This is a genomic window from Streptococcus parasanguinis (assembly GCF_015556095.1).
Classification (GTDB): domain Bacteria; phylum Bacillota; class Bacilli; order Lactobacillales; family Streptococcaceae; genus Streptococcus; species Streptococcus parasanguinis_Q.
In genome coordinates this window covers 119,619-143,093 of sequence record NZ_JADNLT010000006.1, presented here as the reverse complement: position 1 = coordinate 143,093, position 23,475 = coordinate 119,619, and the positions used below count along the sequence as shown (strand labels likewise).

Here is a 23,475-nt window from a genome sequence, read left to right as displayed (position 1 = left end):
TTTTCACCTCTTAATTTTAAAATCATGTGCTAAGCACTGAGTTGGTAAGATGAAGGTTGGTTGAAAAACAACCAAACTACATTATTTACCTGTTTTACCTTCTTTGCGGCGAACGTATTCACCAACATAACGAATCCCTTTACCTTTGTATGGTTCAGGTGAACGAAGGCTACGTACGTAAGCAGCTGTTTGACCAACTACTTCTTTTGAAATTCCGCTAACAACGATTGTTGTTGGGTTTGGAAGTTCAAAAGTAATTCCTTCTGGAGCTTCAACTTCGTCTGGATGTGATTTACCAACAGCCAAAACAAGTTTTGATCCTTGAAGTTGTGCACGGTATCCAACCCCGCGCATTTCAAGTTCTTTCTTGAATCCTTCTGATACACCAGTAACCATGTTGTTCAAAAGGGCACGAGTTGTTCCGTGGATTGTTTTCATTTCTTTTGAATCGTTTGGACGGTGAAGTGTTACTTCAGTACCTTCCACACGGATTTCAATATCTTTTGAGAACGTACGAGTAAGTTCTCCTTTAGGTCCTTTTACAGTTACAACGTTGTCATTGTTAGTGAGTTCAACACCAGCAGGCAACACGATAACTTTATTACCAATACGTGACATGTTTTCTATTCTCCTGTTAAATTGTCAGGCCTTTGAAGGCCAGTTTTCACGGGGTCTAAGATACTTATTTAGTTCAAAAGCTGAACTGAACACGCTCTAAGAACTGCGCAAAATAGATAAGTTGGCTTATTTGTCAACAAACTGCTCCAACTTCCTAATTTTGCTTTGTTCTTTACGAGCTTTGTATCTTGATTTTACCAAACGTAAGCGATAACTTCCCCACCAACATTCTTTTGGCGTGCTTCTTTATCAGTAAGCAAACCTTCAGAAGTTGAAAGGATAGCAATTCCAAGTCCGTTAAGAACTTTTGGAAGATCTTCACGTTTTTTGTAAACACGCAAACCTGGTTTAGATACACGTTTCAAGTTTGTGATAACTTTTTCACCGTTTTGTCCGTATTTCAAGAATACACGGATGATGCCTTGTTTGTCATCTTCGATGAATTCAACGTTTTTTACAAAACCTTCGCGTTTAAGGATTTCAGCAATCCCTTTTTTGATGTTTGATGCAGGTACTTCAAGTACTTCGTGTTTTGCTTGGTTAGCGTTACGAATACGTGTAAGGAAGTCTGCGATTGGGTCAGTCATAACCATTATAATTTCTCCTCTTACTAGTAGTTTGCAAGTTGCACTTGCTAGTTAATGATTGAGCTAGGCTCAGAAAGTTTTGATACATGCAAATGAGAACATACTCATTTGAACACGAGCTACAACCTGGGCAAAAAAGATAGATTAGATTCAGAGCTTCGTTCCGTCACCAAATCTCCTATTTTTGCTGGGGTTGTTACGCTCTTTGTATCATAGAATTACCAAGATGCTTTTGTGACACCTGGGATTTGACCTTTGTATGCCAATTCACGGAAGCAAACACGGCAAAGTTTAAACTTGCGGTAAACTGAGTGTGGACGTCCACAACGTTCACAGCGAGTGTATGCTTGAGTAGAGAACTTCGCTGGGCGTTTGTTCTTAGCAATCATAGATTTTTTAGCCATTAGTTTTACCTCCTATATTATTTTGCAAACGGCATTCCGAGGCCAGTAAGCAATGCACGTGATTCTTCGTCTGTGTTCGCTGTAGTTACGATTACGATATCCAAACCACGAGTTTTATCAACATCATCAAAGTTGATTTCTGGGAAGATCAATTGTTCTTTCACACCAAGTGTGTAGTTTCCGCGTCCATCAAATGATTTAGTTGGAACACCATGGAAGTCACGTACACGTGGAAGTGAAACTGTTACCAATTTATCCAAGAATTCGTACATACGTTCACCACGAAGGGTAACTTTTGCACCGATCGCAACACCTTCACGAAGACGGAAGCCGGCGATTGATTTTTTAGCCTTAGTGATCAATGGTTTTTGACCTGAGATCAAAGCAAGCTCTTCAGCAGCTTTTTCAAGGTTTTTAGCATTTGATACTGCATCACCAACACCCATGTTCAAAACGATTTTATCAACTTTTGGCACAGCCATAACTGATGAATAGTTGAACTGTTCAGTCAATGATGGTACTACTTCATTAAGGTATTTTTCTTTTAAACGATTAGCCATTATACTTCTCCTTTCCTTCGTGATTAGTCAAGCACTTCGCCTGATTTTTTGTTGTAGCGAACTTTTTTGCCGTCTACAAATTTGTAGCCAACACGTCCAGCAACACCGTTTTTGTCCAAAACTTGAACGTTAGAAGCATGGATTGGAGCTTCTTTTTCAACGATCGCACCTTGAGGGTTTTCGTTATTTGGACGTTGGTGTTTCTTGATGATGTTTACACCTTCTACAACAACTTTATTTACTTTTGGAAGAGCAGTAAGAACAACAGCTTCTACGCCTTTGTCTTTACCAGCGATAACGCGAACTTTGTCGCCTTTTTTTACAAACATTTTATTCTCCTTTTATTCTTACGCCCGATGGGCACCCTGGCTAAGCCAGGGGACTGTGTTTGTTTTTTTATTGATTAAAGTACTTCTGGAGCAAGTGACACGATCTTCATGAAACCACCGTCACGCAATTCACGTGCAACTGGGCCAAAGATACGAGTTCCGCGAGGAGTTTTGTCGTCACGGATGATTACTGCTGCATTTTCGTCGAATTTGATGTATGAACCATCTTTACGACGAGCACCTGATTTAGTACGAACGATAACAGCTTTTACAACGTCACCTTTCTTAACCGCACCACCAGGAGTAGCTTGTTTTACTGATGCAACGATTACATCACCGATGCTCGCGAATTTACGTTTTGAACCACCAAGAACTTTGATTGTCAAGATTTCGCGTGCGCCACTGTTATCAGCGACTTTCAAACGAGTTTCTGTTTGAATCATTTACGTTTTCTCCTTTCAGGTATGATTAGATGATGACCGCTTCTTCAACGACTTCTACAAGACGGAAGCGTTTTGTAGCTGAAAGCGGACGAGTTTCCATGATACGAACGATATCGCCTTCTTTAGCAACATTGTTTTCATCATGAGCTTTGTATTTTTTAGAATAGTTGATACGTTTACCATAGACTGGGTGGTTACGTTTAGTTTCAACTACAACTGTGATTGTTTTGTCCATTTTGTCAGACACAACGCGTCCAACAAGAACTTTACGATTATTGCGTTCCATTGAAATTCTCCTTCCCTAGTCTATTATTTAGCTTCTGATTGAACAGTTTTGATACGAGCGATTTGTTTTTTCACTTCTTTCAAACGTCCAGTTTGTTCCAATTGACCAGCAGCCGCTTGGAAACGAAGTTCAAACAATTCTTTCTTCAATTCATTTTCACGCTTCGCGAGTTCTTCTTGAGAAAGACCACGAAGTTCTTTAACAAATTCTTTTACTTCTGTAAGTTTCATGACCTCTCCTTATTCTGCTTCACGTTTCACAAATTTAGTTTTAACTGGCAATTTGTGGCTAGCAAGACGAAGCGCTTCGCGTGCGATCTCTTCAGATACACCAGCAATTTCGAACATCACTTTACCACGTTTAACTGGTGCTACCCAACCTTCAGGAGCCCCTTTACCAGATCCCATACGTACCCCGATAGCTTTAGCGGTGTATGATTTGTGTGGGAAAATCTTAATCCAAACTTTACCACCACGTTTCATGTAACGAGTCATGGCGATACGAGCAGCTTCGATTTGACGATTTGTGATCCAGTGGCTAGTTGTAGCTTGAAGACCGTATTCACCGAATGCTACTTCTTTTCCACCTTTTGCTTCACCGCGCATTTTACCACGGAATTCGCGACGGTGTTTTACACGTTTAGGTACTAACATTGGTTATTTACCTCCTTTAGCGTCTTTACGAGCTGGAAGAACTTCACCACGGTAGATCCATACTTTAACACCAAGTTTACCGTAAGTAGTGTCTGCTTCTTCCCAAGCGTAATCGATATCAGCGCGAAGTGTGTGGAGTGGAACAGTTCCTTCAGAGTATCCTTCTGCACGGGCAATATCTGCACCGTTCAAACGACCTGATACTTGAGTTTTGATTCCTTTAGCTCCAGCACGCATAGCACGTTGGATTGCTTGTTTTTGTGCACGACGGAAAGCAACACGTTGTTCCAATTGACGAGCGATTCCTTCACCAACAAGGTGAGCATCCAAGTCAGGACGTTTGATCTCAATGATGTTGATGTGTACTTGTTTACCAGTCAATTTGTTAAGAGCTGCACGAAGTGCATCAACGTTTGCTCCACCTTTACCGATAACCATACCTGGTTTAGCAGTGTGAAGAGAAACGTTAACTTTGTTTACTGCGCGTTCGATTTCAATAGTTGAAACGGCTGCGTCAGCCAATTCTTTTTGAATGAATTTACGGATTGCAAGATCTTCATGAAGGTAATCCGCGTATTCTTTTTCAGCATACCATTTGGCATCCCAATCACGGATGATACCAACACGCATACCAATTGGATGTACTTTTTGACCCACGAGTTTACCTCCTTATTTTTCTGCAACAGCTACTGTGATGTGAGCTGTACGTTTGTTGATTGGTGAAGCTGAACCTTTCGCACGTGGACGGAAACGTTTCATTGTTGGTCCTTCGTTTGCGAATGCTTCAGATACTACCAAGTTAGCTTTTTCCAAACCAAAGTTGTTTTCAGCGTTTGCTACTGCTGAGTTCAACACTTTAAGGATGATCCCTGCAGCTTTGTTTGGTGTGAATGTCAAAATAGCGATGGCATCGGCTACGCTTTTACCACGGATGTTGTCAAGAACAAGACGTGATTTACGAGGTGAAACACGCACTGTACGAGCCATTGCTTTAGCTGAAGTAATTTCTGCCATTTATGTTCTCCTTATTTTCTACGTGTCTTCTTGTCGTCTGCCGCGTGACCTTTGTAAGTACGAGTTGGTGCAAATTCACCAAGCTTGTGACCTACCATGTCTTCTTGGATGTAAACAGGTACATGTTTACGTCCATCATAAACTGCGATAGTGTATCCGATGAAACTTGGGAAGATCGTTGAACGACGTGACCAAGTTTTAATTACTTTTTTCTTTTCGTCGTTTGCTTGAGCTTCAACTTTTTTCATCAAATGCTCATCGACGAAAGGTCCTTTTTTAAGACTACGTCCCATTTTGTAATTTTCTCCTTTAAAATTTAGTACCACAGCGGCTTGCGCTGCTAGGCAGCGCTACCGAGCTGGCGGAAAGTGTAAGCTAGTTGCTTATGATTATTTTTGGTTGCGACGACGAACGATAAGTTTGTCAGATTTCGCTTTCTTGTTACGAGTTTTAAGACCAAGCGCAGGTTTACCCCAAGGAGTAGATGGCGCTTTACGTCCAACTGGTGCTTTACCTTCACCACCACCGTGTGGGTGATCATTCGGGTTCATTACAGAACCACGAACTGTAGGGCGAACACCTTTCCAGCGGTTACGTCCCGCTTTACCAAGGTTAACAAGTCCATGTTGTTCATTTCCGACAACACCAACTGTAGCACGGCAAGTTCCAAGAATCATACGAACTTCGCCTGATTGAAGACGAACAAGTACATATTTACCTTCAGAACCCAATACTTGAGCAGAAGCTCCAGCAGCACGTACCAATTCTCCACCTTTACCAGGTTTCAATTCGATGTTGTGGATCAAAGTACCAACTGGGATGTTAGCAAGTGGAAGAGCGTTTCCGACTTTGATATCTGCTTCTGGACCTGAAACGATACGTTGACCAACTTCAAGACCTTTTGGAGCAATGATGTATGCTTTCACACCGTCAGTGTAGTGTACCAAAGCGATGTTTGCAGAACGGTTTGGATCGTACTCAATTGTTTTTACAACTGCTTCAACGTTATCTTTGTTACGTTTGAAGTCAATCAAACGGTAATGACGTTTGTGCCCACCACCTTGGTGACGAACTGTGATACGTCCGTTGTTGTTACGACCTGCTTTGCTCTTCAATGAAACGAGCAAAGATTTCTCTGGTGTGCTTGTTGTGATTTCAGCGAAATCCAAAGAAGTCATATTACGGCGACCGTTTGTTGTTGGTTTATAAACACGAATTCCCACGATATTTCCTCCTTAGATTATTCAGCTTCAGTAGCGAACAACTCGATTGCTTTTGAATCAGCTGTAAGCGTGATGATAGCTTTTTTAGTTTTTGAAGTAAAACCAGTGTAACGTCCAACACGTTTAGCTTTTGGTTTTACGTTTACAGTGTTCACATTCGCAACTTTTACACCTTCAAAGGCAGCTTCAACAGCTTGTTTGATCAAAAGTTTGTGAGCGCGAGTGTCAACTTCGAATACATATTTGCCTGCTTCAAGTTGAGCCATTGACTTTTCAGTGATAACAGGTTTTTTGATAACATCATACAAATTCATTATGCAAGAACCTCCTCGATTTTAGAGATAGCTGCTTGAGTAACAAGAAGTTTGTCACTATTTGCGATGTCAAGAACACTTGCAGTTGTAGCAGTCGCAACTTTCACGTTTGGAAGGTTACGAGCTGAAAGAGCTGCGAATTCGTTTCCTTCTTCAAGAATAACAAGGACTTTAGAATCGATGCTCAAAGCTGCAAGAACTTTTGCAAATTCAGCAGTTTTTGGAGCTGTAAATTCAAGAGAATCAACGGCTACAAATTTGTTTTCAGCAACTTTTTCTGAGTAAACAGATTTAAGTGCAAGGCGACGAACTTTTTGAGGAAGTTTGTACGCATAGCTACGTGGAGTTGGTCCGAAGACGATTCCACCACCACGCCATTGTGGAGAGCGGATAGAACCTTGACGAGCACGTCCAGTTCCTTTTTGACGCCATGGTTTGCGTCCGCCACCTGAAACAGCTGAGCGGTTTTTAACTGCGTGAGTTCCTTGACGAAGGCTAGCACGTTGGCTGATGATCACATCAAATACAACTGCTTGGTTTGGTTCGATACCAAAGATCGCATCGTTAAGAACAACTTCGCCCGCTTGTTTACCAGTTTGGTCGAATAATGTTACATTTGCCATTTTGACTGTATTCCCCTTTCCTTATTATTTACCAGCTTTAACTGCTGACTTGATAGTGATAAGAGATTTCTTAGCACCTGGTACGTTACCTTTGATAAGGATAACGTTCTTTTCTGGAACAACTTGTACAACTTCAAGGTTTTGAATAGTTACACGATCGCCACCCATGCGTCCTGCAAGGTTTTTACCTTTGAATACGCGGTTAGGTGCAACAGGTCCCATAGAACCTGGACGACGGTGGTAACGAGAACCGTGAGCCATAGGTCCACGTGATTGTCCGTGGCGTTTGATAACACCTTGGAAACCTTTACCTTTAGAAGTACCAGTTACATCAACAATGTCTCCAGCTTCGAAAGTATCAACTGTGATTTCAGCACCAACTTCCAAGCCTTCAACGTTTTTGAATTCACGAATGAAGCGCTTAGGAGCCGTGTTAGCTTTTGCTACATGTCCTTTAGCAGGTTTGTTGCTCAATACTTCGCGTTTGTCATCGAAACCAACTTGGATAGCGTTGTAACCATCTGTTTCAACAGTTTTAACTTGAAGAACAACGTTTGGAGTTGCTTCGATAACTGTTACAGGGATCAATTCGCCAGCTTCAGTGAAGATTTGAGTCATTCCCACTTTTTTCCCTAAGATTCCTTTTGTCATGAGAAAATAGTTCCTTTTCTATAGTTTTTTATTCAAAAAGTTTTTAACGAGCGTTTTTTATGCTCAAGGTATCAAGCTTTAGATTAAAGTTTGATTTCTACGTTTACACCACTTGGAAGATCCAATTTCATCAAAGCGTCAACTGTTTTTTGAGTTGGGTTGATGATATCGATCAAACGTTTGTGTGTACGCATTTCGAATTGTTCGCGAGAATCTTTGTATTTGTGAGTCGCACGAATGATTGTGTAGAGGCTACGCTCAGTTGGAAGTGGGATTGGACCCGCAACTTGTGCACCTGTACGAGTAGCTGATTCTACGATTTTTGCAGCCGCTGTGTCAAGTGTACGGTGTTCGTACGCTTTCAAACGGATGCGGATTTTTTTGTTTGCCATCTTTTTCTCCTTTTCGTCTATTTAAGATAATAGGCTAGCTCCACAAGAAAACCGACGCGCGTTGCGTGGCAATGCAACCGAGCGTGTCGCAACCTCTTGCATCAAAGCTAATAGCTGTTTTTCACAGCACCATAGTAGTTTAACACAAACAAAGGCCCAATGCAAGGGATTTGAGAAGATTTTTTTCGTTTTTTTGATGAAAGTGTTTTCGAAAGAAAAAGCGTGCTAAAAAAGTTGCTATTATATAGGAAAAAGGGAGCGAGACAGAACAAATTTATATCCAATTTGTTCGTCGTCTCGCCCCCGCACAGTTGATTAGGTTATCTTTGGAGCTTAACAAGCGAACAAAGATACCAATCAACCACTGCGTCTAGCAGTTATTTCTATTATTCTCAGATGGCTGTAGTCTTTTTTCTTCCTATTTATCTATTTCTAGAAATTCCGTCCTGACTTGTTATAGCCATATTTTTCGACGAAATGCTCACGGAATTCTAAGAGATTGTCATCCATGATGGCTTGACGGACCTGCTTCATGAGGCTGATCAAGAAATACAAGTTGTGGTAGCTGGTCAAGCGAATGCCGAAGGTCTCATCTGCCTTGAGGAGGTGGCGAAGATAAGCTCGGGTGTAATTCTTACAAGTGTAGCAATCACATTCGGGATCCAGCGGTGTAAAGTCTTCTGCAAATTGCGCATTTTTCACTACTAGGCGACCTTGGCTAGTCATACAGGTACCATTTCGCGCAATCCGCGTCGGCAAGACACAGTCAAACATGTCCACTCCACGAATAACGCCATCAATCAGACTGTCTGGAGCTCCTACTCCCATGAGATAGCGTGGCTTGTTTTCTGGTAAGAGCGGAGTAGTGAAATCAAGCACGGCATTCATCTCTTCATGGCTTTCCCCAACAGCTAAGCCACCGATGGAATAGCCTGGGAAGTCCATGCTGACTAAATCTTGAGCAGACTGACGGCGCAAGTCTTCAAATCCAGCCCCTTGGACAATCCCGAAAAGACCTTGATCATGAGGGCGACGGTGAGCCTTTAGGCCACGTTCTGCCCAACGACTGGTCCGTTCGATTGATTTTTTCACATAATCATAGGGCTGATAGAACTGAGGGCATTCATCAAAGGACATCATGATGTCGCTTCCTAGATTGTTTTGGATGGAGATGGCCTTTTCTGGAGAGAGGAACATCTTCGAGCCGTTGAGGTGGTTTTTAAAGGTTACCCCTTCTTCGGTGATGTTGCGGGTATCCGCTAATGAATAGACTTGGAAGCCTCCACTATCTGTCAAAATCGGCTGGTCCCAGTTCATGAACTGGTGCAGTCCTCCTGCTTTTGCGACCAAGTCGTCCCCGGGACGAAGCCAGAGATGGTAGGTGTTGGCCAAGATAATGCCGGAACCCATTTCCTTGAGTTCTTCTGGCGATTGGGTCTTAACGGTTGCCTGAGTCCCTACAGGCATAAACATTGGGGTTGGGAAGGTCCCGTGAGGGGTGATAATTTCTCCCAGACGAGCACCTGTATGCTTTTCTTTTTTGATTAATCGATATTGAATCGGTGAATCTGTCATGGTTACCTCCGTACTGGGAAAAACAGTCCCAGCCTTCTTATTCCTGTCACAGTTTTCCTGTGAGCACCTGTACGATTGTACCAAATTTTACCGGCTCTGTCACGGACTTATGTTATAATAAAAAGTACTACTATGAAGAGAGTGTCATCTATGAACCTTAAATTGATTCGCCTCCGGGCACGTACCATGCAAGTCCAGCAACCGGGCTTAGCTATCCTTTTTGCTCTTCCGGTCCTGTTGACCATTCTTGCTAACTTTCTCTTAAGCGGGCAAGATCTGGTCGATCTACTACCGGATATGACCTTGCAGCAAGCAAGTATCTACATGATCCAGCGGCAACTCTTTCCTTCTGTCGTCTCCTTTGTCATCTCCATTTTAGTGGTTGGTGCGACTTTTAGCTATTTAGATACGATTAATCCCAAGATCGAACACCGAACACGTGTCTTAGATATCTTTAAACAAGATCGCTTTACCTCTGTATTTGCCACCTTGATCTTGAAGCAAGCCGTCCTCTTTTTATGGGGACTCATCCTCTATGTGGGGAGTCTCATCAGCACCTACGCCAGCATTCGATTTTTAGCGATCTACGATAAGGTGAGCAACCCTAGCACTCTGAGTGCTTCCAGTCCTGAATTCCAATCTCTCATGCAACAAATGCCTCTGATGACTGCTGGTGTCATACTTGGCCTGATTGGCCTCCTCTTTTACCTGCCACAATACTACAGTCTCAGCTTGGTCGAATTGATCCTCTATGAGCAATTACGAGACGGCGACTACAAGGGAGCCTTTGGAGTCCTTCGCCAAAGTCGTGAAACCATGAAAGGGTTCCGCAGCAATCGCTTGGTACTCGATCTAACCTTGATTGGTTGGTACTTCTTGAATTACTTCACGCGCGATGTCATCGGCTTTTATACCATGCCTTACTTTATCAACTGCCAAATTGCCTTTTATGATCAAATCAAGCAGATCAAACAAGGGCCGCGCCATTTTACAGGCCATTCAAGCCATGAAACTGAATAAGAGTAAGAAGAAAACCCCAGCAAGCTGGGGTTTTCTTCTATGATCAATTGTTTATCATTTATAAACCGTATAGGGAGTCCCCGAGGATCAGTCGGGTGTGTTCCCGTTTGATACAGCGGTTCATGACAATATCTTCTCGACCTGCTCCTCGAAGGATTTCTTCTGCTTCTTGATTCTCCAGTTCCAATTGTGCCCAGAAAATCTTCGCATCCGTCTCAATAAAATCACGCGCCACATCTGGTAAAAACTCACTGCGACGGTATACATCAACGATATCTACTGGGAAAGGGATCTCCTGTAAGCTAGCGTACACCGTTTCTCCAAGGATCTGGCCACCAGCTGCACGGGGGTTGACGGGAATAATCCGATAGCCCCGCTCTTGCATCTCCTTGCTGACACGATGACTGGTCGTGTCTTCACGGTCAGATAATCCAACTACAGCAATGATTTTGCTTGTTTCTAAGTAATGTTTGATAACACCATCACTAGGATTGCGAAATGAATAGGCCATATGAATCTCCTTTTGTATGCGTTTCCTTTCTTTAAATAGTATAACAATACGGAGAGCATTGCAAGTGTTTGTCGTTAAAAGCGGTAGGAAACTGAAAAGTCTCCCACCGCTTTCTGTTTTGAACAAACTCAATCTTATTTGGCTTCATACCATGTTTTGCCTTCATTCTCATCGGCTTCCAGTGGTACCGCAAGTTCAATAGCAGATTCCATGGTCTCTTTGACAAGTGCTTTGATCGCTGCAAGTTCATCACTTGGTACTTGCAGAACAATTTCATCGTGCACCTGAAGAAGCATCTTGGTCTTGTATGCTCCTGCTTCTAGCGCTTGGTCCAAGTGGATCATGGCAATTTTCAAGATGTCTGCCGCCGATCCTTGAATCGGTGAGTTGATAGCCGTCCGCTCCGCAAAGCCTCGAACATTGAAGTTACGAGAATTGATATCTGGAATCTCCCGACGACGCTTGAAGAGGGTCTCGACGTAGCCTTTGTCACGCGCTTCCCGTACCACTCTCTCCATATAGTCCTTGATGCCAGGGTAGCGTTCGAAGTAAGTTTCAATGTAAGCCTTGGCTTCTTTTCGACTGATCCCTAGGTTGTTAGACAGTCCAAAGTCGGAAATTCCATAAACCACACCGAAGTTTACTGCTTTAGCATTGCGGCGGTCATTCGGCGTCACATCTTCTGGTTTTCCAATATTGAAGACCCGCATAGCGGTCGATGTATGGATATCTGCCCCATGCTGAAAGGCATTGATCAAATGCTCATCTCTTGAAATATGGGCCAAGACGCGCAATTCGATCTGTGAATAGTCCGAACTCAACAAGACACTGTTTTCCTCTTCTGGGACAAAGGCCTTTCGAATAAGGCGACCTTGCTCCAAACGGACAGGAATATTTTGTAGGTTGGGATCCACGCTGGACAAGCGACCTGTCTGCGTCAAATCCTGCACATAGCGGGTATGGATTTTTCCATCTTCCAAAATCCAGTCTTGAAGACCGATGACATAGGTCGACTGAATCTTAGCAATTTGGCGGTATTCAAGAATCTTAGACACGATCGGTGCGATAGGAGCCAGGCGTTCCAAGACATCAACGGCTGTGGAATAGCCGGTTTTAGTCTTCTTAGTATATTCAAGAGGGAGTTCCAATTTTTCAAAGAGGATGACACCCAATTGTTTTGGAGAATTGATGTTAAATTCTTCTCCTGCCAACTCGTAGATTTCTTGAGTCAAGCGCTCCAAGACTGCTTCGTTTTCCACCTGCATATCTTGGAGGGTCTGGCGTTCCACCTTGATCCCTGCAATTTCCATCTTGGCCAAAACAGCTGCTAGTGGTTGCTCCATATCATAGAGCAAATCTAGTTGGTCATGGGCTTGTAACTGCTCCACCATGGGCTCTTCCGTGTCTAGTAAAACAGCGACTTTTCGTGCCAAATGCTCTAATAGGACCGCCTTTTCTGGAATAGCTTTTTTGGCTCCCTTACCATAAACGACTTCGTCCAGCGGCAGCGCAATCTGACTATAGAGACTCGCAATGGTGGAAATTTCATTGTCCTCTACGGTCGACAAGAGATACTTGGCCAATCGACTGTCAAATGCGGGATTTTGAAGGGTAATACCCAAATGGCTGAGCAAGACTTTGGCCCGTTTGAAGTCATAGACCTTGAGGGGCGTTTTTTCGAGAAATTCTTTGAAAATCGGTGTTTGTAAAAGACCAGTATCTGTACTTGCGTAAAGCTGACTTTTGGTCCCCCATGCGAAACCGATGATGGGTTCCGTATGGTAATTGTCCCCAAAAATCTCAAAATGGAAGAAACTATCTTCCGTGAGCATATCTGAAGTGACTTGCTCGACTTCTGTATAGTCAATGGCTACAGGAGCTGCTTCTTCTCCACTGAGATCCAAGGCCTGACGGAGTTGCTTGAAGCCCATCTCCTCATAAAACTTGGCGAGATTTTCTAGATGAGGGCCCGTATAGGTGATATCGTCCAGGCCAATCTCAATGGGTGCATTGGTATCAATGGTTGCAAGAGTCTTAGACAGATAGGCCTGCTCCTTGTCGTTGATGAGGTTTTCCTTCATCTTAGAAGCCTTCATCTCGTCGATATGCTCGTAAATACCATCGAGAGAGCCGTACTCTAGGAGTAGTTTGATCCCTGTCTTTTCTCCGATCTTAGTCACACCTGGGATATTATCCGATTTATCTCCCATCAAGGCCTTGAGGTCGATAAATTGCTCTGGTGTCAGCCCCATCTTTTCTTTGAGATAGGCCGGAGTGAATTCCTCAAACTCCGCTACCCCTTTTTTGGAAATCTCAACCACCGTATTGTCATCTGTCAGCTGGATCAAATCCTTATCCCCAGAGACAATGGTGACTTCAAATGGCACCGAAGTAGTTTCTGCCATCTTATCTAGTGTTCCAATAATATCATCCGCTTCATACTGGGCCAGCTCATAATGGCGGATTCCCAAATGATCCAGTTGCTCACGAATGAAAGGAAACTGCTCGCGGAACTCATCTGGAGTTTTTGCACGGCCCCCTTTGTAGTCGGCATACATCTCCGTCCGAAAAGTCGTCTTTCCTGCATCAAAAGCAACGAGGACATGGGTTGGTTGGATGCGCTCCAAGAGATGGCTCAACATGAGGTTAAAGCCATAAACCGCATTGGTATGCAGACCATTGGCATTTTTGAAGCGATCAATTTGATTATAGAGTGCGAAAAAGGCACGAAAAGCGACGGAAGACCCGTCGATGAGTAGTAATTTGTTCTTTTTTTCCATAGGCCTATTATACCACGAATCACAAGGTCTCTGGTACATAAAAACTCTACCCTTTCGGGTAGAGCCTTCTTTAGGAGTTTCTTATGAAAAATGAAGAGAAGTGTTTATTCGCCGTAACAAGAACCTTGTTGTGGCAATTTCTTAAAGCGTTTTGGATAATTAACTGAGATTTTCATTTTCTGTACCTCATTTCTTATTGGATGAGTACAGTATACAAGAGAAACCTAAACGATTCCTTATAGAAAGCTTCAAGAAAACTAAAAGCTGAGGCGAAAAACACGCGGTTGTTTTTTGCTGCAAGCTGGTAACTGAAGATGGAGCCCTGTCTCATCTTGGCTCCAAGAAAGGAGCTGACTTTCTCCAAGGAGTTCCACCTTTTGAATGCGCGCATGAAGGATTCTCGGTTGCTTGAGATCATAGGCGAGAGACGGTAAGGTCAGCTCTTCTATCCTTCCACTTGGTTCCAGCTGGATAGCATAAAGAAAACCATCACGCATGGTATAGCGGAAATCTTGGCTGGTATAGAGTGGCGCTTGCCCATCTGAGAAGGAACCTTCCTGGGCCTCGGTCGGTCCGTCTGATGACACCCGCCAAGGCCGACTCTGATAAATAGCTTCTCCATTTACCACCAGCCAGTCCCCGATCTCTGTGAGGATGTCTTGGTCTTGCTCAGGGATCGTGCCATCTGCCTTGGGTCCAATATTGAGCAGAAGATTGCCATTTTTTGCCACAACATCAACTAAATTTTGCAGCAATTCCTTACTGGTCTTGTAGGCTAGATCCTGGGTATAGCACCAAGAATTACGGGCGATCGCGGTATCCATTTGCCACGGAAAGGCTTGCGTCTCTCCGTATCCTCCCCGCTCCATCTCAACGATTCCTGAACCGAAAGGGAGGGCATCCTGTTTGTAACAAACAGCCACCTTGCGATCCTCTTGTGCTGCTAGATTGTAATAATAAGCCAAAAAGCGCATCAAGTAGGGACGGAAACTCTCATGCTGGATCCACCAGTCAAAATATAGGAGCTCTGGTTGGTAGTCCCGCACCAGTTCACAGGTTCGCAACAGCCAATCTTCCAAGAATTCTTTGCTTGGATAAGGCTTGGAAGTCAGATCAAAATGATCCTTTGGCTCTGGCTCGGCAGGCCAATAAAGGCTGTCTCTTGGGATTTCTTGCGGAATGTCACTAGTGAATTCCTTGCCATGTGAAAAGAAAAACTGGTGCTCTGCCCGGTGAGAGGACGTACAGAAGTGCAGACCACGTTTTTCTGCTTCCGCCCTCAGTTCCCCCAAGACATCTCGTCTCGGCCCCATTTCTAGGCTATTATAAGGCGAGAGAGTAGAGGCATACATCTGAAAACCATCGTGGTGCTCTGCAACTGGAAAAAGATACTGAGCGCCTGCTTTTTGAAAGAGATCCAGCCAAGATGCCGGATCAAATCGATCCGCTGTAAAAAGAGGAATGAGCTCCTTGTAACCAAAGCTAGCCTGATCTCCGAAATACTCTCGATGGTAGTCATAGCAAGGATTCCCTTGGATATACATATTTCGTGAATACCACTCCGAACCGAAGGCAGGTACACTGTAGACGCCCCAGTGGATAAATATTCCAAATTTAGAATCCCGATACCAGTCTGGACATACTTGATAGCTAAGAGAGTCCCAGCTTGGTTCAAAAGGGCCTGACTGGACGACTTGATTAATCTCTTCAAGGCTTATCATTCTCTTCTCCTCTTTTCTTATTACTATCTCTATTGTATCGAGAAACCCTCGTTTGTAAAGATAAACGAGGGCAATGTTTAAAATAGTAGACAAAGAGCTTGATCTAGGAGAATCAAGCCAATTACAAATAGAATAGACCTGTTAGCCCTTCACTGCTTGAGAAATAAAATGAGCGACGGCTTCTGTCTCCCCTTGGTGGAGAGCCTTAACGATTTTAGATCCCACAATAACGCCATCTGAGACCTTGTTGAAACGGTGAACATCCTCCATGCTGGAAACTCCAAAACCTGTTAAAACAGGAATCGAAGCTATTTCGTGTAATTGGGCCAAGTGGTGGTCCAGATCGTCTCGATAGCTACCAGCTTTCCCCGTCACTCCATTAACCGCTACAGCATAGATAAAACCTTCTGCATCTTGGATCAATTTCTTCTGACGCTCGATTCCTGTAGTTAAACTCACCAGTGGCACCAAAGCGATGTCTTTATCCACTAATAGGGGCTCTACCAGATCCGCGTGCTCATGAGGAAGATCAGGAATAATCACTCCCTTGACCGCTGTTCCTTCTACATCTCTAAAGAAGTTTTCAAGCCCATATTGGAACAAGGGGTTGAAATAGGTCATGATGACCAAAGGAACAGTAGTCTTCAAGCGCTGGATCGTTTGCACCAGACCCTCTGTCGTCGTCCCACGGCCTAAACTTCGTAGTCCTGCCTCTTCAATCACAGGGCCATCTGCCACCGGATCCGAAAAAGGAATACCAACTTCAATGGCTGAGACACCAAGATCTTCCAAAAATTGGATGGTTTCCTGCAAACCTGCCAAGCCTTTTTCATGATCTCCTGCCATAATATAAGGAACAAAGATCCCTTGCTGCTGGTCTTTCAACTTTTGTAAATGCTCTGTTAAGGTCTTTCCCATCTTACTCTCCTCTCTCTTGTTCTAGGCGGTCTTTGACTTGTACCACATCTTTATCCCCACGACCTGATAAGCAAACGATCATGGATTTTTCAGGCCCCATCTCCTTGGCCAATTTCACCGCATAGGCGATAGCATGGCTCGATTCCAGAGCTGGAATGATTCCTTCTACTTTTGAAAGCAATTGAAAAGCTTCTAGGGCTTCTTGGTCTGTCACAGGCACATAGGTTGCCCGCTTGATTTCATGGAAATAAGAATGCTCTGGCCCAATCCCTGGATAATCGAGACCTGCTGAAATCGAGAAGGCTTCTAAAATCTGTCCATGCACATCCTGTAACACATCCATCAAGGCTCCGTGAAGGACTCCCGGACGTCCCTTGGTCAAGGTTGCTGCATGCTGATCTGTATCTACTCCAAGCCCAGCAGCTTCTGCCCCATACATGGCAACAGAGGTATCCTCAACAAAAGGATAAAAGAGCCCAATAGCGTTCGATCCGCCTCCTACACAGGCTAGGACTGCATCTGGTAGCGCACCATCATTTTGCTCTGCAAATTGGCGTTTGGCTTCTCGACCGATGACACTTTGAAAATCACGGACAATTTCTGGGAATGGATGAGGCCCTAGAGCAGAACCCATGATATAGTGGGTATCCTCCACATTTGCTACCCAGGCTCTAAGGGCAGCATTGACCGCATCCTTGAGAACCCGTGACCCATCTGTTACTGATTGAACCTTGGCGCCCAACAATTCCATCCGAAAGACATTGAGGGCTTGGCGTTTGACATCTTCTTCCCCCATGTAGATCGTACATTCCATATCAAATAAAGCAGCCGCCGTTGCCGTTGCAACACCGTGCTGTCCGGCCCCTGTTTCTGCGATGATCTTCTTTTTGCCCATCCGATGTGCCAATAAAACTTGTCCTAGGGCATTATTAATTTTATGAGCCCCTGTATGGTTGAGGTCTTCTCTTTTAAGAAAGATCTTGGCTCCACCGACGTACTTGGTAAGATTTTTAGCGTAATAGAGCGGTGTTTCCCGACCGACATATTGTTTCAGAAGCTGATCCAATTCGGCTTGAAAAGAAGGATCTTTTTGACTTTCTCTGTAGGCTTCTTCTAATTCTAAAACTGCTGTCATCAAGGTTTCAGGGACAAATCGTCCCCCGAACCGCCCGTAAAATCCGTTTTTATCTGGTTGTTTATATGCCATGCTTGACCCTTTCTATAAATCGTTTTATCTTTTCTTGATCTTTTATTCCATTTGTCTCGACCCCACTGGATACATCCACCGCATAAGGATGAAAGAAGCGAATAGCATCTGCTACATTATCTACCGTCAAGCCTCCTGCAATAAAGAAGGGCTTTGTAACGTTTTGACTTTCGAGTTCTTGCCAGTTAAAAGTCTCTCCACTTCCTGCTACAGGAGCATCAAAGAGCAGATAATCGGCACTGGTCTCCGGAAGAGCTGCATCTTTCCCCACTTGAACAGCACGAATCGTCTGTTGGGGAAGCTCTTGCAAGATGGTATCATCTATCGGCCCATGCACTTGTATCAGATCCAACCCTACAACTTGGCAAGCTTGCTCCACTTCTTCTCTTTGTGGTGATACAAAAACACCGACTTTTTGAACCCCCTTTGGAATATCTGTAGCCAACTGCCGAGCTTGCTCCAGCGTCACTTGCCGTTTGCTTGGTGCAAAGACAAAACCAATGTAGTCCGCACCGGCCTCAACAGCTGTCTGGACAGCTTCCGGAGTGGACAATCCGCAAATTTTAATCTTTGTCAATCTGCAACTCCTTTACTTTTTCAGCCACATTGTCTGCCTTCATGAGGGCTGTCCCAACGAGAATGCCATTAAAATAAGGAGCCAGCATGCGCGCGTCTGCTGCTGCGAAAATAGCAGACTCAGAGATGTAAACCGGTTCTTGTTCAAAATTGGTCGCCAATTCCAGGCTAGTATGAAGATCAGTCTCAAAGGTCACCAAGTTGCGATTATTGACCCCGATGATCTGAGCACCAATCCGGTGAGCTACCTCTAGTTCTGTCAGATTATGGGTCTCCACCAAGACCTCCAGGCCAAGATGGGTCGCAAACTCATAGAGCTCTTGCAGACGAGTCTCTGATAAGGCTGCAACAATCAACAAGATCACGGTCGCCCCTGCGTTTCGTGCCCGAATTATTTGCTTTTCATCCACAATAAAATCTTTATTGAGGGTGGGAATACGCACTTGACTAGATATTTCCCGGAGATACTCGATACTGCCCTTGAAAAAAACTTGATCGGTCAAGACAGAAATCATCACGGCCTCATTTTCTTCGTAAGTCTTAGCCTGCGCGACGATATCCACATCAACATGAATATCTCCCAGACTCGGGCTGGCCTTTTTCACTTCCGCAATGACCTGAAGCTTTTCTGGATGACTCTTTAGGTAATCATACAAGCGGTAGGTCTCACGCAAAGGTTGGAGTTCCTCTTCTTTCATCGCAGCCACTTCACGCGCCTTTTCCTTTAGAATCTTTGGCAAGAATTCTTGACTCATTTTTGATACTCCTGTAATAATCTCAATTTCTCAAGGGCAGCCCCACTGGCAATCACTTCACGTGCCAAGGCAATTCCTTCCTTGATAGAATCTACCTTGCCGTTGGCATAAAAACCAAGGCCAGCATTCAAGACAGTCACCTCTAAGAAGGGACTCGCTTCATTCTTCAAGACGCTGAGCAATATTTCCGCATTGCGTTTGGCGTCTCCACCACGTACTTGATCAATTTCGATGCGCTCCATTCCGATATCTTCTGGTTGAAAACTGGATAAGGTAACCTGTCCATCTTCCAGAATAGCGAGCTGGGTTTCCCCATCAAGGCCTGCCTCATCCAAACCTTGCGGGCCACTTACCACCACTGCGCGTTTTCGACCCAAATTCTTTAGAATCTCCGCCGTACTTTCTAGCATATCTGGACGACTGGTTCCCAATAGCTGGGTTTCTAGAGGAATCGGATTGATAAGAGGACCGGTTAAGTTCATCACCGTTGGAACCCCTAGCGCCAAGCGAGCGGGCATAATATAGCGCATGCCAGGATGCAGATTTTTGGCAAATAGGAAGACAATTCCCGCCTTTTCAAACACTCGTCCCAAGTCTTCTGGACCCAAATCAAGGTTAATTCCTAGAGCTTCTAGTACATCCGCAGAACCGGATTTAGAAGAGATCGAACGATTTCCGTGTTTCGCCATCTTGATGCCACCACCAGCAAGGACGAAGGCAGCTGTTGTTGAAATGTTGAAACTATAAGAACGATCGCCCCCAGTTCCACAATTGTCCATCGCTCCTTGAACTTCTGTAGGAATAGCGACTGCATAAGCCTGCATCACTTTTGCAATAGCCGTCCGCTCTTCAACCGTTTCTCCCTTCATTTTGAGACCTAGAAGAAGGGCCGTCACCTGGGCTTCTGAAGCACGACCAGCAACGACTTCCTCCATAGCAGCTTCTAACTCTGCACTGGTTAGATCCATTCCTTCCGCCACTTTTGCAAGCACTTGTTTCATCTTCCGCTCCTTGACTAGTTTGACAAAATTTTCGATGGTCTTGAGCCCATCTGGCGTCCCGATACTTTCTGGATGGTATTGAAAACCATAAATCGGTAAGCTGCGGTGTTGAATTCCCATAATGGCTTGATCATCCGTCGTCCGAGAGGTAATGACAAAATCCTCTGGCATGTCTTCAATCGTCAGCGAATGATAGCGCATGACTGGGACTTCTTTTGCGACACCCGCGTATAGAGGAGAGGGAGCTTCTAGCTGGATCTGGCTTTGTTTGCCATGCATGACCTGAGGGGCCAATCCTAAGCGTCCTCCAAAAACTTCTGCAATCGCTTGATGTCCCAAGCAGATCCCTAAGATTGGTTTGATCCCCGCGAAATCTCGGATCATCTCCTCCATCTTGCCCGCATCCTTTGGCCAACCCGGACCTGGAGAAAAGACTAAAGCGTCGGCTTCTTGGGCAACTTGGTACAAGTTCACATCATCATTTCGAAGCACCTGAACCTCATCAAATTTCCCGATATACTGCGCTAAATTGTAGGTAAATGAATCGTAATTATCGACTAATAAAATCATCCTTCTTCTCCAATCCTTGTCATCGATTTTGCCTTATTGACGGTTTCTTGGTATTCATTTTCAGCAATCGAATCATAAACGATTCCTGCTCCGGCCTGCACATAAGCCTTCTTATTTTTGAGGATCATGGTTCGAATCGCGATAGCAAAATCGAGATCCCCCGTCACAGAGAGATAGCCAATAGCCCCCGCATAAACCCCGCGTTTCTCTTTTTCTGCCTCATAGATTCGCTTCATGGCTCGAATCTTGGGAGCACCCGAAACGGTCCCAGCTGGAAGAGTTGCCTTCAGAGCCTCAATGGAGGCTAGTCCAGGAAGTAGTTGCCCCTTGACCACACTGGTCAAGTGCATGACATAACGGAAGAATTCCACTTCCATATATTTGGTCACTTCAACTGACCCATTTTGGGCGATACGCCCAATATCGTTTCGCCCTAGATCCACCAACATTCGGTGTTCTGCGACTTCTTTGGGATCCCCTGTCAAATCAGCTGCCAATTGCCGATCAGACTCTTCATCGATCCCTCTTGGACGCGTGCCAGCAATGGGATTGGTTGTCACCACTCGATCCTTGACAGACACTAGACTTTCTGGACTGGCACCGATAATTTGGTACTCCCCAAAATCATAAAAGTAGAGATAATTCGAAGGGTTGGTCACGCGCAAATTGCGGTAATAATCCAATGGTTTGCCTGAAAAATCAGCTGAAAAACGTTGACTGAGCACGCATTGGAACATATCTCCCTTTCGAATATAGTCCCGGGCTAGGGCCACCATTTCCTCAAACTCTTTTTGCTCCAAATGATTGTGGAAATGAAGCGCATGCAGGTCCTTGTCCTGAAACTCTTCTTTTGCAGGTCTTGCCAATTGTGCTAACACTTGCTCCAAGCTCGACGCTTGCTCTGCTTCACTCCGTCCACTATAGAGGTTCTCTTCCACCACATAGACCTTTTCCTTTTTGTGATCAAAAATCACATAGCTCTCATATAAGAAAAAGTGGAGATCTGGGGTGCCGATCGTATCTTCCGGAATAGAACCGATGTTCTCATAGAGGCCAATCAAGTCATAACCGACAAATCCAATCGTCCCACCGTTAAAAGGAAGCTCTTCGGAAGTTTTCGTTTTGACCGTGATGCGGTTCAAAAAGTCCAAAGGATCCTCTTCAACAATTTGATCATTGTAATAGAGAATGCCATTTTCAAACTTGACTTCACTGACTGGCCGATAGGCTACAATTGAAAAACGCGCATTCTCTTTTTCACGAGGGATCGACTCCAAGATCATTTTATGGGGCGCATCCAAACGCATATAAGCCAAAATTGGACTCAACACATCAGCAGATAAAACTTTTTTCATATCAGAAACCTCTCTTCTAGAACTCTTTTATTCTAAGGAATTCAACCGTACCCTACTTCGCTTGCTAAGGCGATCAAGGGTATCCCATCGCTCAATTCTCGTTTTGGGATCAATGTGCCTAAGCTCGCTTCGCTTGCTAAGGCATATAGAAAAGCCCTCACACAAAAACTGTGTGAGGGCGTAGTGTCCGCGGTGCCACCTCTTTTATAGGGAAAAATAGCTGGTCTTTCCCTACATCTCTATCTCCTCTATCAAGGAGTTGCACGGTAAGGGGTGCCAACCGAATTCACATGGGTTAGAATTCATTGATCATAACAGTCCAATTTTCATCAGTCGCTATTGCTTGTTCACAATTCCCACAAGCTCCCTGAAAATAGCCGACTCATTACTTTTCTGTTGCTACCATTATAACCCTTTTTCTTCGAAAGTCAATAAAATTTTTAGTCTTTTTTTATACTTTTTTCTACACTAATTTAATAAAATCAGCTCAAAGATTCCTAGCGGCACGTCCTTTTCATCCAAAACATAGGATACTCAATAAAGCTAAAATTGCAGGACCACCTTGGGTCAAGATAATCTTTTTATTGGCTGTCATCGCACCGTAGGCCGCAGCTCCAATAATAAAAAGCACAAAAATCGTAACAACTTCACTATTTTTAGAGACAAACAATCCATACAAGAGAAACACACCAATCAAGGCATTGTATATCCCTTGATTCTTAAATAAAGAGGTCACAGATGGGCGAGCGAGTTCTTCTTTATCCATGTTGAAAACCCGACTTGTGGTATCAGATGTGGTTCTGATGCTCTCCAAATAAAAAATATATAAATGCTCCAGTGCAGCAAGACTTGCTAAAATAATCGTCAGTAATGACATCGTAGATTCTCCTTTTTATTCAACTGTTATTTGTTCAATGCCAGATACTAATTTGTCCAGCAGGTAAGAAAATTGCTCTTGTTCTTGAGCAGTTAAAATCCGACTCATCTGTTCTTTCACCGCCACATGATGGCGAGGGGGATGTTTGACCAAACGATTATAGGCCGTATCCGTCAAATGAATTAAGATTTCCCGCTGATTCTTTGGATTTCGACTCCGATGGACAAATCCTTCCTTTTCCAATATTTTGAAATGCCGGGTTAAAGCCGCTGGATCAATCTGCAAGCGCTCCTGAACCGCGATCTGATTGCAAGGTGCTTGTTCTAATAAATCCTGCAAAATTTGATAACGTGTTAAGCTAATCCCTAGGCGCTTTTCAAAGAGTTGCGTAGTTGTTTGATCTGCCAAGCGTAGTTGGTAGAGCAAATCATTTATTTCTGCCATATTCCTTCTCCAATTTCTTTTTGATAAATCAATAATTGACTTGTCAATTATAAACCATTTCTCATCTC

The 23,475-nt window shown here is 44.1% G+C and carries 30 protein-coding genes and 1 pseudogene; 1 reads left to right on the top strand and 30 read right to left on the bottom strand.

What is annotated here, in order from left to right:
* Window positions 1-81 precede the first annotated feature (81 nt).
* From rplF to tgt, 18 genes are all read right to left on the bottom strand, one after another.
* Complete coding sequence (gene rplF, locus I2E70_RS07825; protein WP_049492183.1) at window positions 82-618, bottom strand: 50S ribosomal protein L6; 537 nt, start codon at window positions 616-618, stop codon at window positions 82-84.
* A gap of 194 nt (window positions 619-812) precedes the next feature.
* Window positions 813-1,211 (bottom strand): 30S ribosomal protein S8, encoded by a 399-nt coding sequence (gene rpsH / locus I2E70_RS07820; RefSeq protein WP_003010897.1) that lies wholly within the window; start codon window positions 1,209-1,211, stop codon window positions 813-815.
* 212 nt (window positions 1,212-1,423) lie between these two features.
* A complete protein-coding gene (locus I2E70_RS07815) occupies window positions 1,424-1,609 on the bottom strand; it encodes a type Z 30S ribosomal protein S14 (protein ID WP_001085699.1) in 186 nt (61 codons plus the stop codon).
* A 17-nt stretch (window positions 1,610-1,626) separates the two neighbouring features.
* Window positions 1,627-2,169 carry a 50S ribosomal protein L5 gene (rplE, locus tag I2E70_RS07810; protein ID WP_003009606.1) on the bottom strand — a complete coding sequence of 181 codons (543 nt, stop codon included), beginning with the start codon at window positions 2,167-2,169 and terminating at the stop codon, window positions 1,627-1,629.
* 23 nt (window positions 2,170-2,192) lie between these two features.
* On the bottom strand, window positions 2,193-2,498 hold the full coding sequence (rplX, locus tag I2E70_RS07805) for a 50S ribosomal protein L24 (RefSeq protein WP_003002315.1): 306 nt from the start codon (window positions 2,496-2,498) through the stop codon (window positions 2,193-2,195).
* Window positions 2,499-2,572: 74 nt separating this feature from the next.
* Window positions 2,573-2,941: a 50S ribosomal protein L14 gene (rplN, locus tag I2E70_RS07800; RefSeq protein ID WP_003002384.1), complete on the bottom strand. Its 369-nt coding sequence runs from the start codon at window positions 2,939-2,941 to the stop codon at window positions 2,573-2,575.
* Between the two features lie 25 nt (window positions 2,942-2,966).
* A complete protein-coding gene (gene rpsQ, locus I2E70_RS07795; protein WP_000440801.1) occupies window positions 2,967-3,227 on the bottom strand; it encodes a 30S ribosomal protein S17 in 261 nt (86 codons plus the stop codon).
* 23 nt (window positions 3,228-3,250) lie between these two features.
* The gene (rpmC, locus tag I2E70_RS07790) at window positions 3,251-3,457 is read right to left on the bottom strand and encodes a 50S ribosomal protein L29 (protein WP_003002350.1); all 207 of its coding nucleotides are present in this window, start codon (window positions 3,455-3,457) and stop codon (window positions 3,251-3,253) included.
* Window positions 3,458-3,466: 9 nt separating this feature from the next.
* A complete protein-coding gene (gene rplP, locus I2E70_RS07785; protein ID WP_000960947.1) occupies window positions 3,467-3,880 on the bottom strand; it encodes a 50S ribosomal protein L16 in 414 nt (137 codons plus the stop codon).
* Window positions 3,881-3,883: 3 nt separating this feature from the next.
* The gene (gene rpsC, locus I2E70_RS07780) at window positions 3,884-4,537 is read right to left on the bottom strand and encodes a 30S ribosomal protein S3 (RefSeq protein ID WP_003002336.1); all 654 of its coding nucleotides are present in this window, start codon (window positions 4,535-4,537) and stop codon (window positions 3,884-3,886) included.
* Between the two features lie 12 nt (window positions 4,538-4,549).
* Window positions 4,550-4,894 carry a 50S ribosomal protein L22 gene (rplV, locus tag I2E70_RS07775; RefSeq protein ID WP_000818139.1) on the bottom strand — a complete coding sequence of 115 codons (345 nt, stop codon included), beginning with the start codon at window positions 4,892-4,894 and terminating at the stop codon, window positions 4,550-4,552.
* 11 nt (window positions 4,895-4,905) lie between these two features.
* Window positions 4,906-5,187: a 30S ribosomal protein S19 gene (rpsS, locus tag I2E70_RS07770; RefSeq protein ID WP_000533766.1), complete on the bottom strand. Its 282-nt coding sequence runs from the start codon at window positions 5,185-5,187 to the stop codon at window positions 4,906-4,908.
* A gap of 96 nt (window positions 5,188-5,283) precedes the next feature.
* Window positions 5,284-6,117, bottom strand: a complete 834-nt coding sequence (gene rplB, locus I2E70_RS07765; protein ID WP_195424333.1) for a 50S ribosomal protein L2 — start codon at window positions 6,115-6,117, stop codon at window positions 5,284-5,286.
* 17 nt (window positions 6,118-6,134) lie between these two features.
* A complete protein-coding gene (locus I2E70_RS07760) occupies window positions 6,135-6,431 on the bottom strand; it encodes a 50S ribosomal protein L23 (protein WP_006595190.1) in 297 nt (98 codons plus the stop codon).
* The gene (gene rplD / locus I2E70_RS07755; RefSeq protein ID WP_003009591.1) at window positions 6,431-7,054 is read right to left on the bottom strand and encodes a 50S ribosomal protein L4; all 624 of its coding nucleotides are present in this window, start codon (window positions 7,052-7,054) and stop codon (window positions 6,431-6,433) included. The genes I2E70_RS07760 and rplD overlap by 1 nt, the downstream gene beginning before the upstream one ends.
* A gap of 24 nt (window positions 7,055-7,078) precedes the next feature.
* Entirely contained in the window at window positions 7,079-7,705 is a 627-nt protein-coding gene (rplC, locus tag I2E70_RS07750) for a 50S ribosomal protein L3 (protein ID WP_003010846.1), read from the bottom strand.
* A gap of 83 nt (window positions 7,706-7,788) precedes the next feature.
* Window positions 7,789-8,097 (bottom strand): 30S ribosomal protein S10, encoded by a 309-nt coding sequence (rpsJ, locus tag I2E70_RS07745; protein ID WP_003009585.1) that lies wholly within the window; start codon window positions 8,095-8,097, stop codon window positions 7,789-7,791.
* 432 nt (window positions 8,098-8,529) lie between these two features.
* Window positions 8,530-9,672, bottom strand: coding sequence for a tRNA guanosine(34) transglycosylase Tgt (gene tgt, locus I2E70_RS07740; protein ID WP_049515053.1), 1,143 nt, complete (start codon window positions 9,670-9,672; stop codon window positions 8,530-8,532).
* 150 nt (window positions 9,673-9,822) lie between these two features.
* Here tgt and I2E70_RS07735 point away from each other — a divergent pair, with 150 nt between their 5' ends.
* Window positions 9,823-10,692 carry a DUF975 family protein gene (locus I2E70_RS07735; protein ID WP_049515054.1) on the top strand — a complete coding sequence of 290 codons (870 nt, stop codon included), beginning with the start codon at window positions 9,823-9,825 and terminating at the stop codon, window positions 10,690-10,692.
* Window positions 10,693-10,750: 58 nt separating this feature from the next.
* Here I2E70_RS07735 and I2E70_RS07730 read toward each other — a convergent pair whose 3' ends face one another.
* The 12 genes and pseudogenes from I2E70_RS07730 to I2E70_RS07680 all read right to left on the bottom strand — a co-directional run bounded on the left by I2E70_RS07730 (window position 10,751) and on the right by I2E70_RS07680 (window position 23,407).
* Window positions 10,751-11,203, bottom strand: coding sequence for a CoA-binding protein (locus I2E70_RS07730; protein WP_155169820.1), 453 nt, complete (start codon window positions 11,201-11,203; stop codon window positions 10,751-10,753).
* 134 nt (window positions 11,204-11,337) lie between these two features.
* Complete coding sequence (polA, locus tag I2E70_RS07725) at window positions 11,338-13,983, bottom strand: DNA polymerase I (protein WP_155169823.1); 2,646 nt, start codon at window positions 13,981-13,983, stop codon at window positions 11,338-11,340.
* Between the two features lie 257 nt (window positions 13,984-14,240).
* Window positions 14,241-15,704 (bottom strand): alpha-L-fucosidase, encoded by a 1,464-nt coding sequence (locus I2E70_RS07720; protein ID WP_195424331.1) that lies wholly within the window; start codon window positions 15,702-15,704, stop codon window positions 14,241-14,243.
* Window positions 15,705-15,845: 141 nt separating this feature from the next.
* Window positions 15,846-16,622 (bottom strand): tryptophan synthase subunit alpha, encoded by a 777-nt coding sequence (gene trpA, locus I2E70_RS07715; protein WP_195424329.1) that lies wholly within the window; start codon window positions 16,620-16,622, stop codon window positions 15,846-15,848.
* Window position 16,623: 1 nt separating this feature from the next.
* Window positions 16,624-17,829, bottom strand: coding sequence for a tryptophan synthase subunit beta (gene trpB, locus I2E70_RS07710; protein WP_195424326.1), 1,206 nt, complete (start codon window positions 17,827-17,829; stop codon window positions 16,624-16,626).
* A complete protein-coding gene (locus I2E70_RS07705) occupies window positions 17,819-18,406 on the bottom strand; it encodes a phosphoribosylanthranilate isomerase (RefSeq protein ID WP_195424322.1) in 588 nt (195 codons plus the stop codon). Before I2E70_RS07705 ends, trpB begins: the two co-directional genes overlap by 11 nt.
* Complete coding sequence (gene trpC / locus I2E70_RS07700; protein ID WP_195424320.1) at window positions 18,393-19,160, bottom strand: indole-3-glycerol phosphate synthase TrpC; 768 nt, start codon at window positions 19,158-19,160, stop codon at window positions 18,393-18,395. The genes I2E70_RS07705 and trpC overlap by 14 nt, the downstream gene beginning before the upstream one ends.
* The gene (gene trpD, locus I2E70_RS10580) at window positions 19,157-20,161 is read right to left on the bottom strand and encodes an anthranilate phosphoribosyltransferase (RefSeq protein WP_229060287.1); all 1,005 of its coding nucleotides are present in this window, start codon (window positions 20,159-20,161) and stop codon (window positions 19,157-19,159) included. Before trpD ends, trpC begins: the two co-directional genes overlap by 4 nt.
* Before the next feature lie 9 nt (window positions 20,162-20,170).
* Window positions 20,171-20,731: pseudogene (locus tag I2E70_RS10575) on the bottom strand (aminodeoxychorismate/anthranilate synthase component II); the annotation flags it as partial.
* Complete coding sequence (gene trpE, locus I2E70_RS07690) at window positions 20,728-22,086, bottom strand: anthranilate synthase component I (protein ID WP_195424315.1); 1,359 nt, start codon at window positions 22,084-22,086, stop codon at window positions 20,728-20,730. The pseudogene I2E70_RS10575 and the gene trpE, both read right to left, overlap by 4 nt.
* A 514-nt stretch (window positions 22,087-22,600) precedes the next feature.
* Window positions 22,601-22,963, bottom strand: a complete 363-nt coding sequence (locus I2E70_RS07685; protein ID WP_175742565.1) for a DUF1304 domain-containing protein — start codon at window positions 22,961-22,963, stop codon at window positions 22,601-22,603.
* A gap of 15 nt (window positions 22,964-22,978) precedes the next feature.
* Window positions 22,979-23,407, bottom strand: coding sequence for a MarR family winged helix-turn-helix transcriptional regulator (locus I2E70_RS07680; protein WP_049506831.1), 429 nt, complete (start codon window positions 23,405-23,407; stop codon window positions 22,979-22,981).
* Between the last annotated feature and the right edge of the window lie 68 nt (window positions 23,408-23,475).

Bases quoted from the DNA above. Each gene is read 5' to 3' on its own strand.
- rpsS (WP_000533766.1), bottom strand. From the start codon at position 5,187: ATGGGACGTAGTCTTAAAAAAGGACCTTTCGTCGATGAGCATTTGATG.
- trpB (WP_195424326.1), bottom strand. From the start codon at position 17,829: ATGGCATATAAACAACCAGATAAAAACGGATTTTACGGGCGGTTCGGG.
- polA (WP_155169823.1), bottom strand. From the start codon at position 13,983: ATGGAAAAAAAGAACAAATTACTACTCATCGACGGGTCTTCCGTCGCT.
- I2E70_RS07760 (WP_006595190.1), bottom strand. From the start codon at position 6,431: ATGAATTTGTATGATGTTATCAAAAAACCTGTTATCACTGAAAAGTCA.
- I2E70_RS07735 (WP_049515054.1), top strand. From the start codon at position 9,823: ATGAACCTTAAATTGATTCGCCTCCGGGCACGTACCATGCAAGTCCAG.
- tgt (WP_049515053.1), bottom strand. From the start codon at position 9,672: ATGACAGATTCACCGATTCAATATCGATTAATCAAAAAAGAAAAGCAT.
- rplV (WP_000818139.1), bottom strand. From the start codon at position 4,894: ATGGCAGAAATTACTTCAGCTAAAGCAATGGCTCGTACAGTGCGTGTT.
- I2E70_RS07680 (WP_049506831.1), bottom strand. From the start codon at position 23,407: ATGGCAGAAATAAATGATTTGCTCTACCAACTACGCTTGGCAGATCAA.
- rplE (WP_003009606.1), bottom strand. From the start codon at position 2,169: ATGGCTAATCGTTTAAAAGAAAAATACCTTAATGAAGTAGTACCATCA.
- I2E70_RS07685 (WP_175742565.1), bottom strand. From the start codon at position 22,963: ATGTCATTACTGACGATTATTTTAGCAAGTCTTGCTGCACTGGAGCAT.
- I2E70_RS07730 (WP_155169820.1), bottom strand. From the start codon at position 11,203: ATGGCCTATTCATTTCGCAATCCTAGTGATGGTGTTATCAAACATTAC.
- I2E70_RS07720 (WP_195424331.1), bottom strand. From the start codon at position 15,704: ATGATAAGCCTTGAAGAGATTAATCAAGTCGTCCAGTCAGGCCCTTTT.
- rplF (WP_049492183.1), bottom strand. From the start codon at position 618: ATGTCACGTATTGGTAATAAAGTTATCGTGTTGCCTGCTGGTGTTGAA.
- rplP (WP_000960947.1), bottom strand. From the start codon at position 3,880: ATGTTAGTACCTAAACGTGTAAAACACCGTCGCGAATTCCGTGGTAAA.
- rpsQ (WP_000440801.1), bottom strand. From the start codon at position 3,227: ATGGAACGCAATAATCGTAAAGTTCTTGTTGGACGCGTTGTGTCTGAC.
- rpmC (WP_003002350.1), bottom strand. From the start codon at position 3,457: ATGAAACTTACAGAAGTAAAAGAATTTGTTAAAGAACTTCGTGGTCTT.
- trpA (WP_195424329.1), bottom strand. From the start codon at position 16,622: ATGGGAAAGACCTTAACAGAGCATTTACAAAAGTTGAAAGACCAGCAG.
- rpsJ (WP_003009585.1), bottom strand. From the start codon at position 8,097: ATGGCAAACAAAAAAATCCGCATCCGTTTGAAAGCGTACGAACACCGT.
- I2E70_RS07815 (WP_001085699.1), bottom strand. From the start codon at position 1,609: ATGGCTAAAAAATCTATGATTGCTAAGAACAAACGCCCAGCGAAGTTC.
- rplN (WP_003002384.1), bottom strand. From the start codon at position 2,941: ATGATTCAAACAGAAACTCGTTTGAAAGTCGCTGATAACAGTGGCGCA.
- trpC (WP_195424320.1), bottom strand. From the start codon at position 19,160: ATGAGTCAAGAATTCTTGCCAAAGATTCTAAAGGAAAAGGCGCGTGAA.
- trpD (WP_229060287.1), bottom strand. From the start codon at position 20,161: ATGAAACAAGTGCTTGCAAAAGTGGCGGAAGGAATGGATCTAACCAGT.
- rplC (WP_003010846.1), bottom strand. From the start codon at position 7,705: ATGACAAAAGGAATCTTAGGGAAAAAAGTGGGAATGACTCAAATCTTC.
- rplD (WP_003009591.1), bottom strand. From the start codon at position 7,054: ATGGCAAATGTAACATTATTCGACCAAACTGGTAAACAAGCGGGCGAA.
- rplX (WP_003002315.1), bottom strand. From the start codon at position 2,498: ATGTTTGTAAAAAAAGGCGACAAAGTTCGCGTTATCGCTGGTAAAGAC.
- rpsH (WP_003010897.1), bottom strand. From the start codon at position 1,211: ATGGTTATGACTGACCCAATCGCAGACTTCCTTACACGTATTCGTAAC.
- trpE (WP_195424315.1), bottom strand. From the start codon at position 22,086: ATGAAAAAAGTTTTATCTGCTGATGTGTTGAGTCCAATTTTGGCTTAT.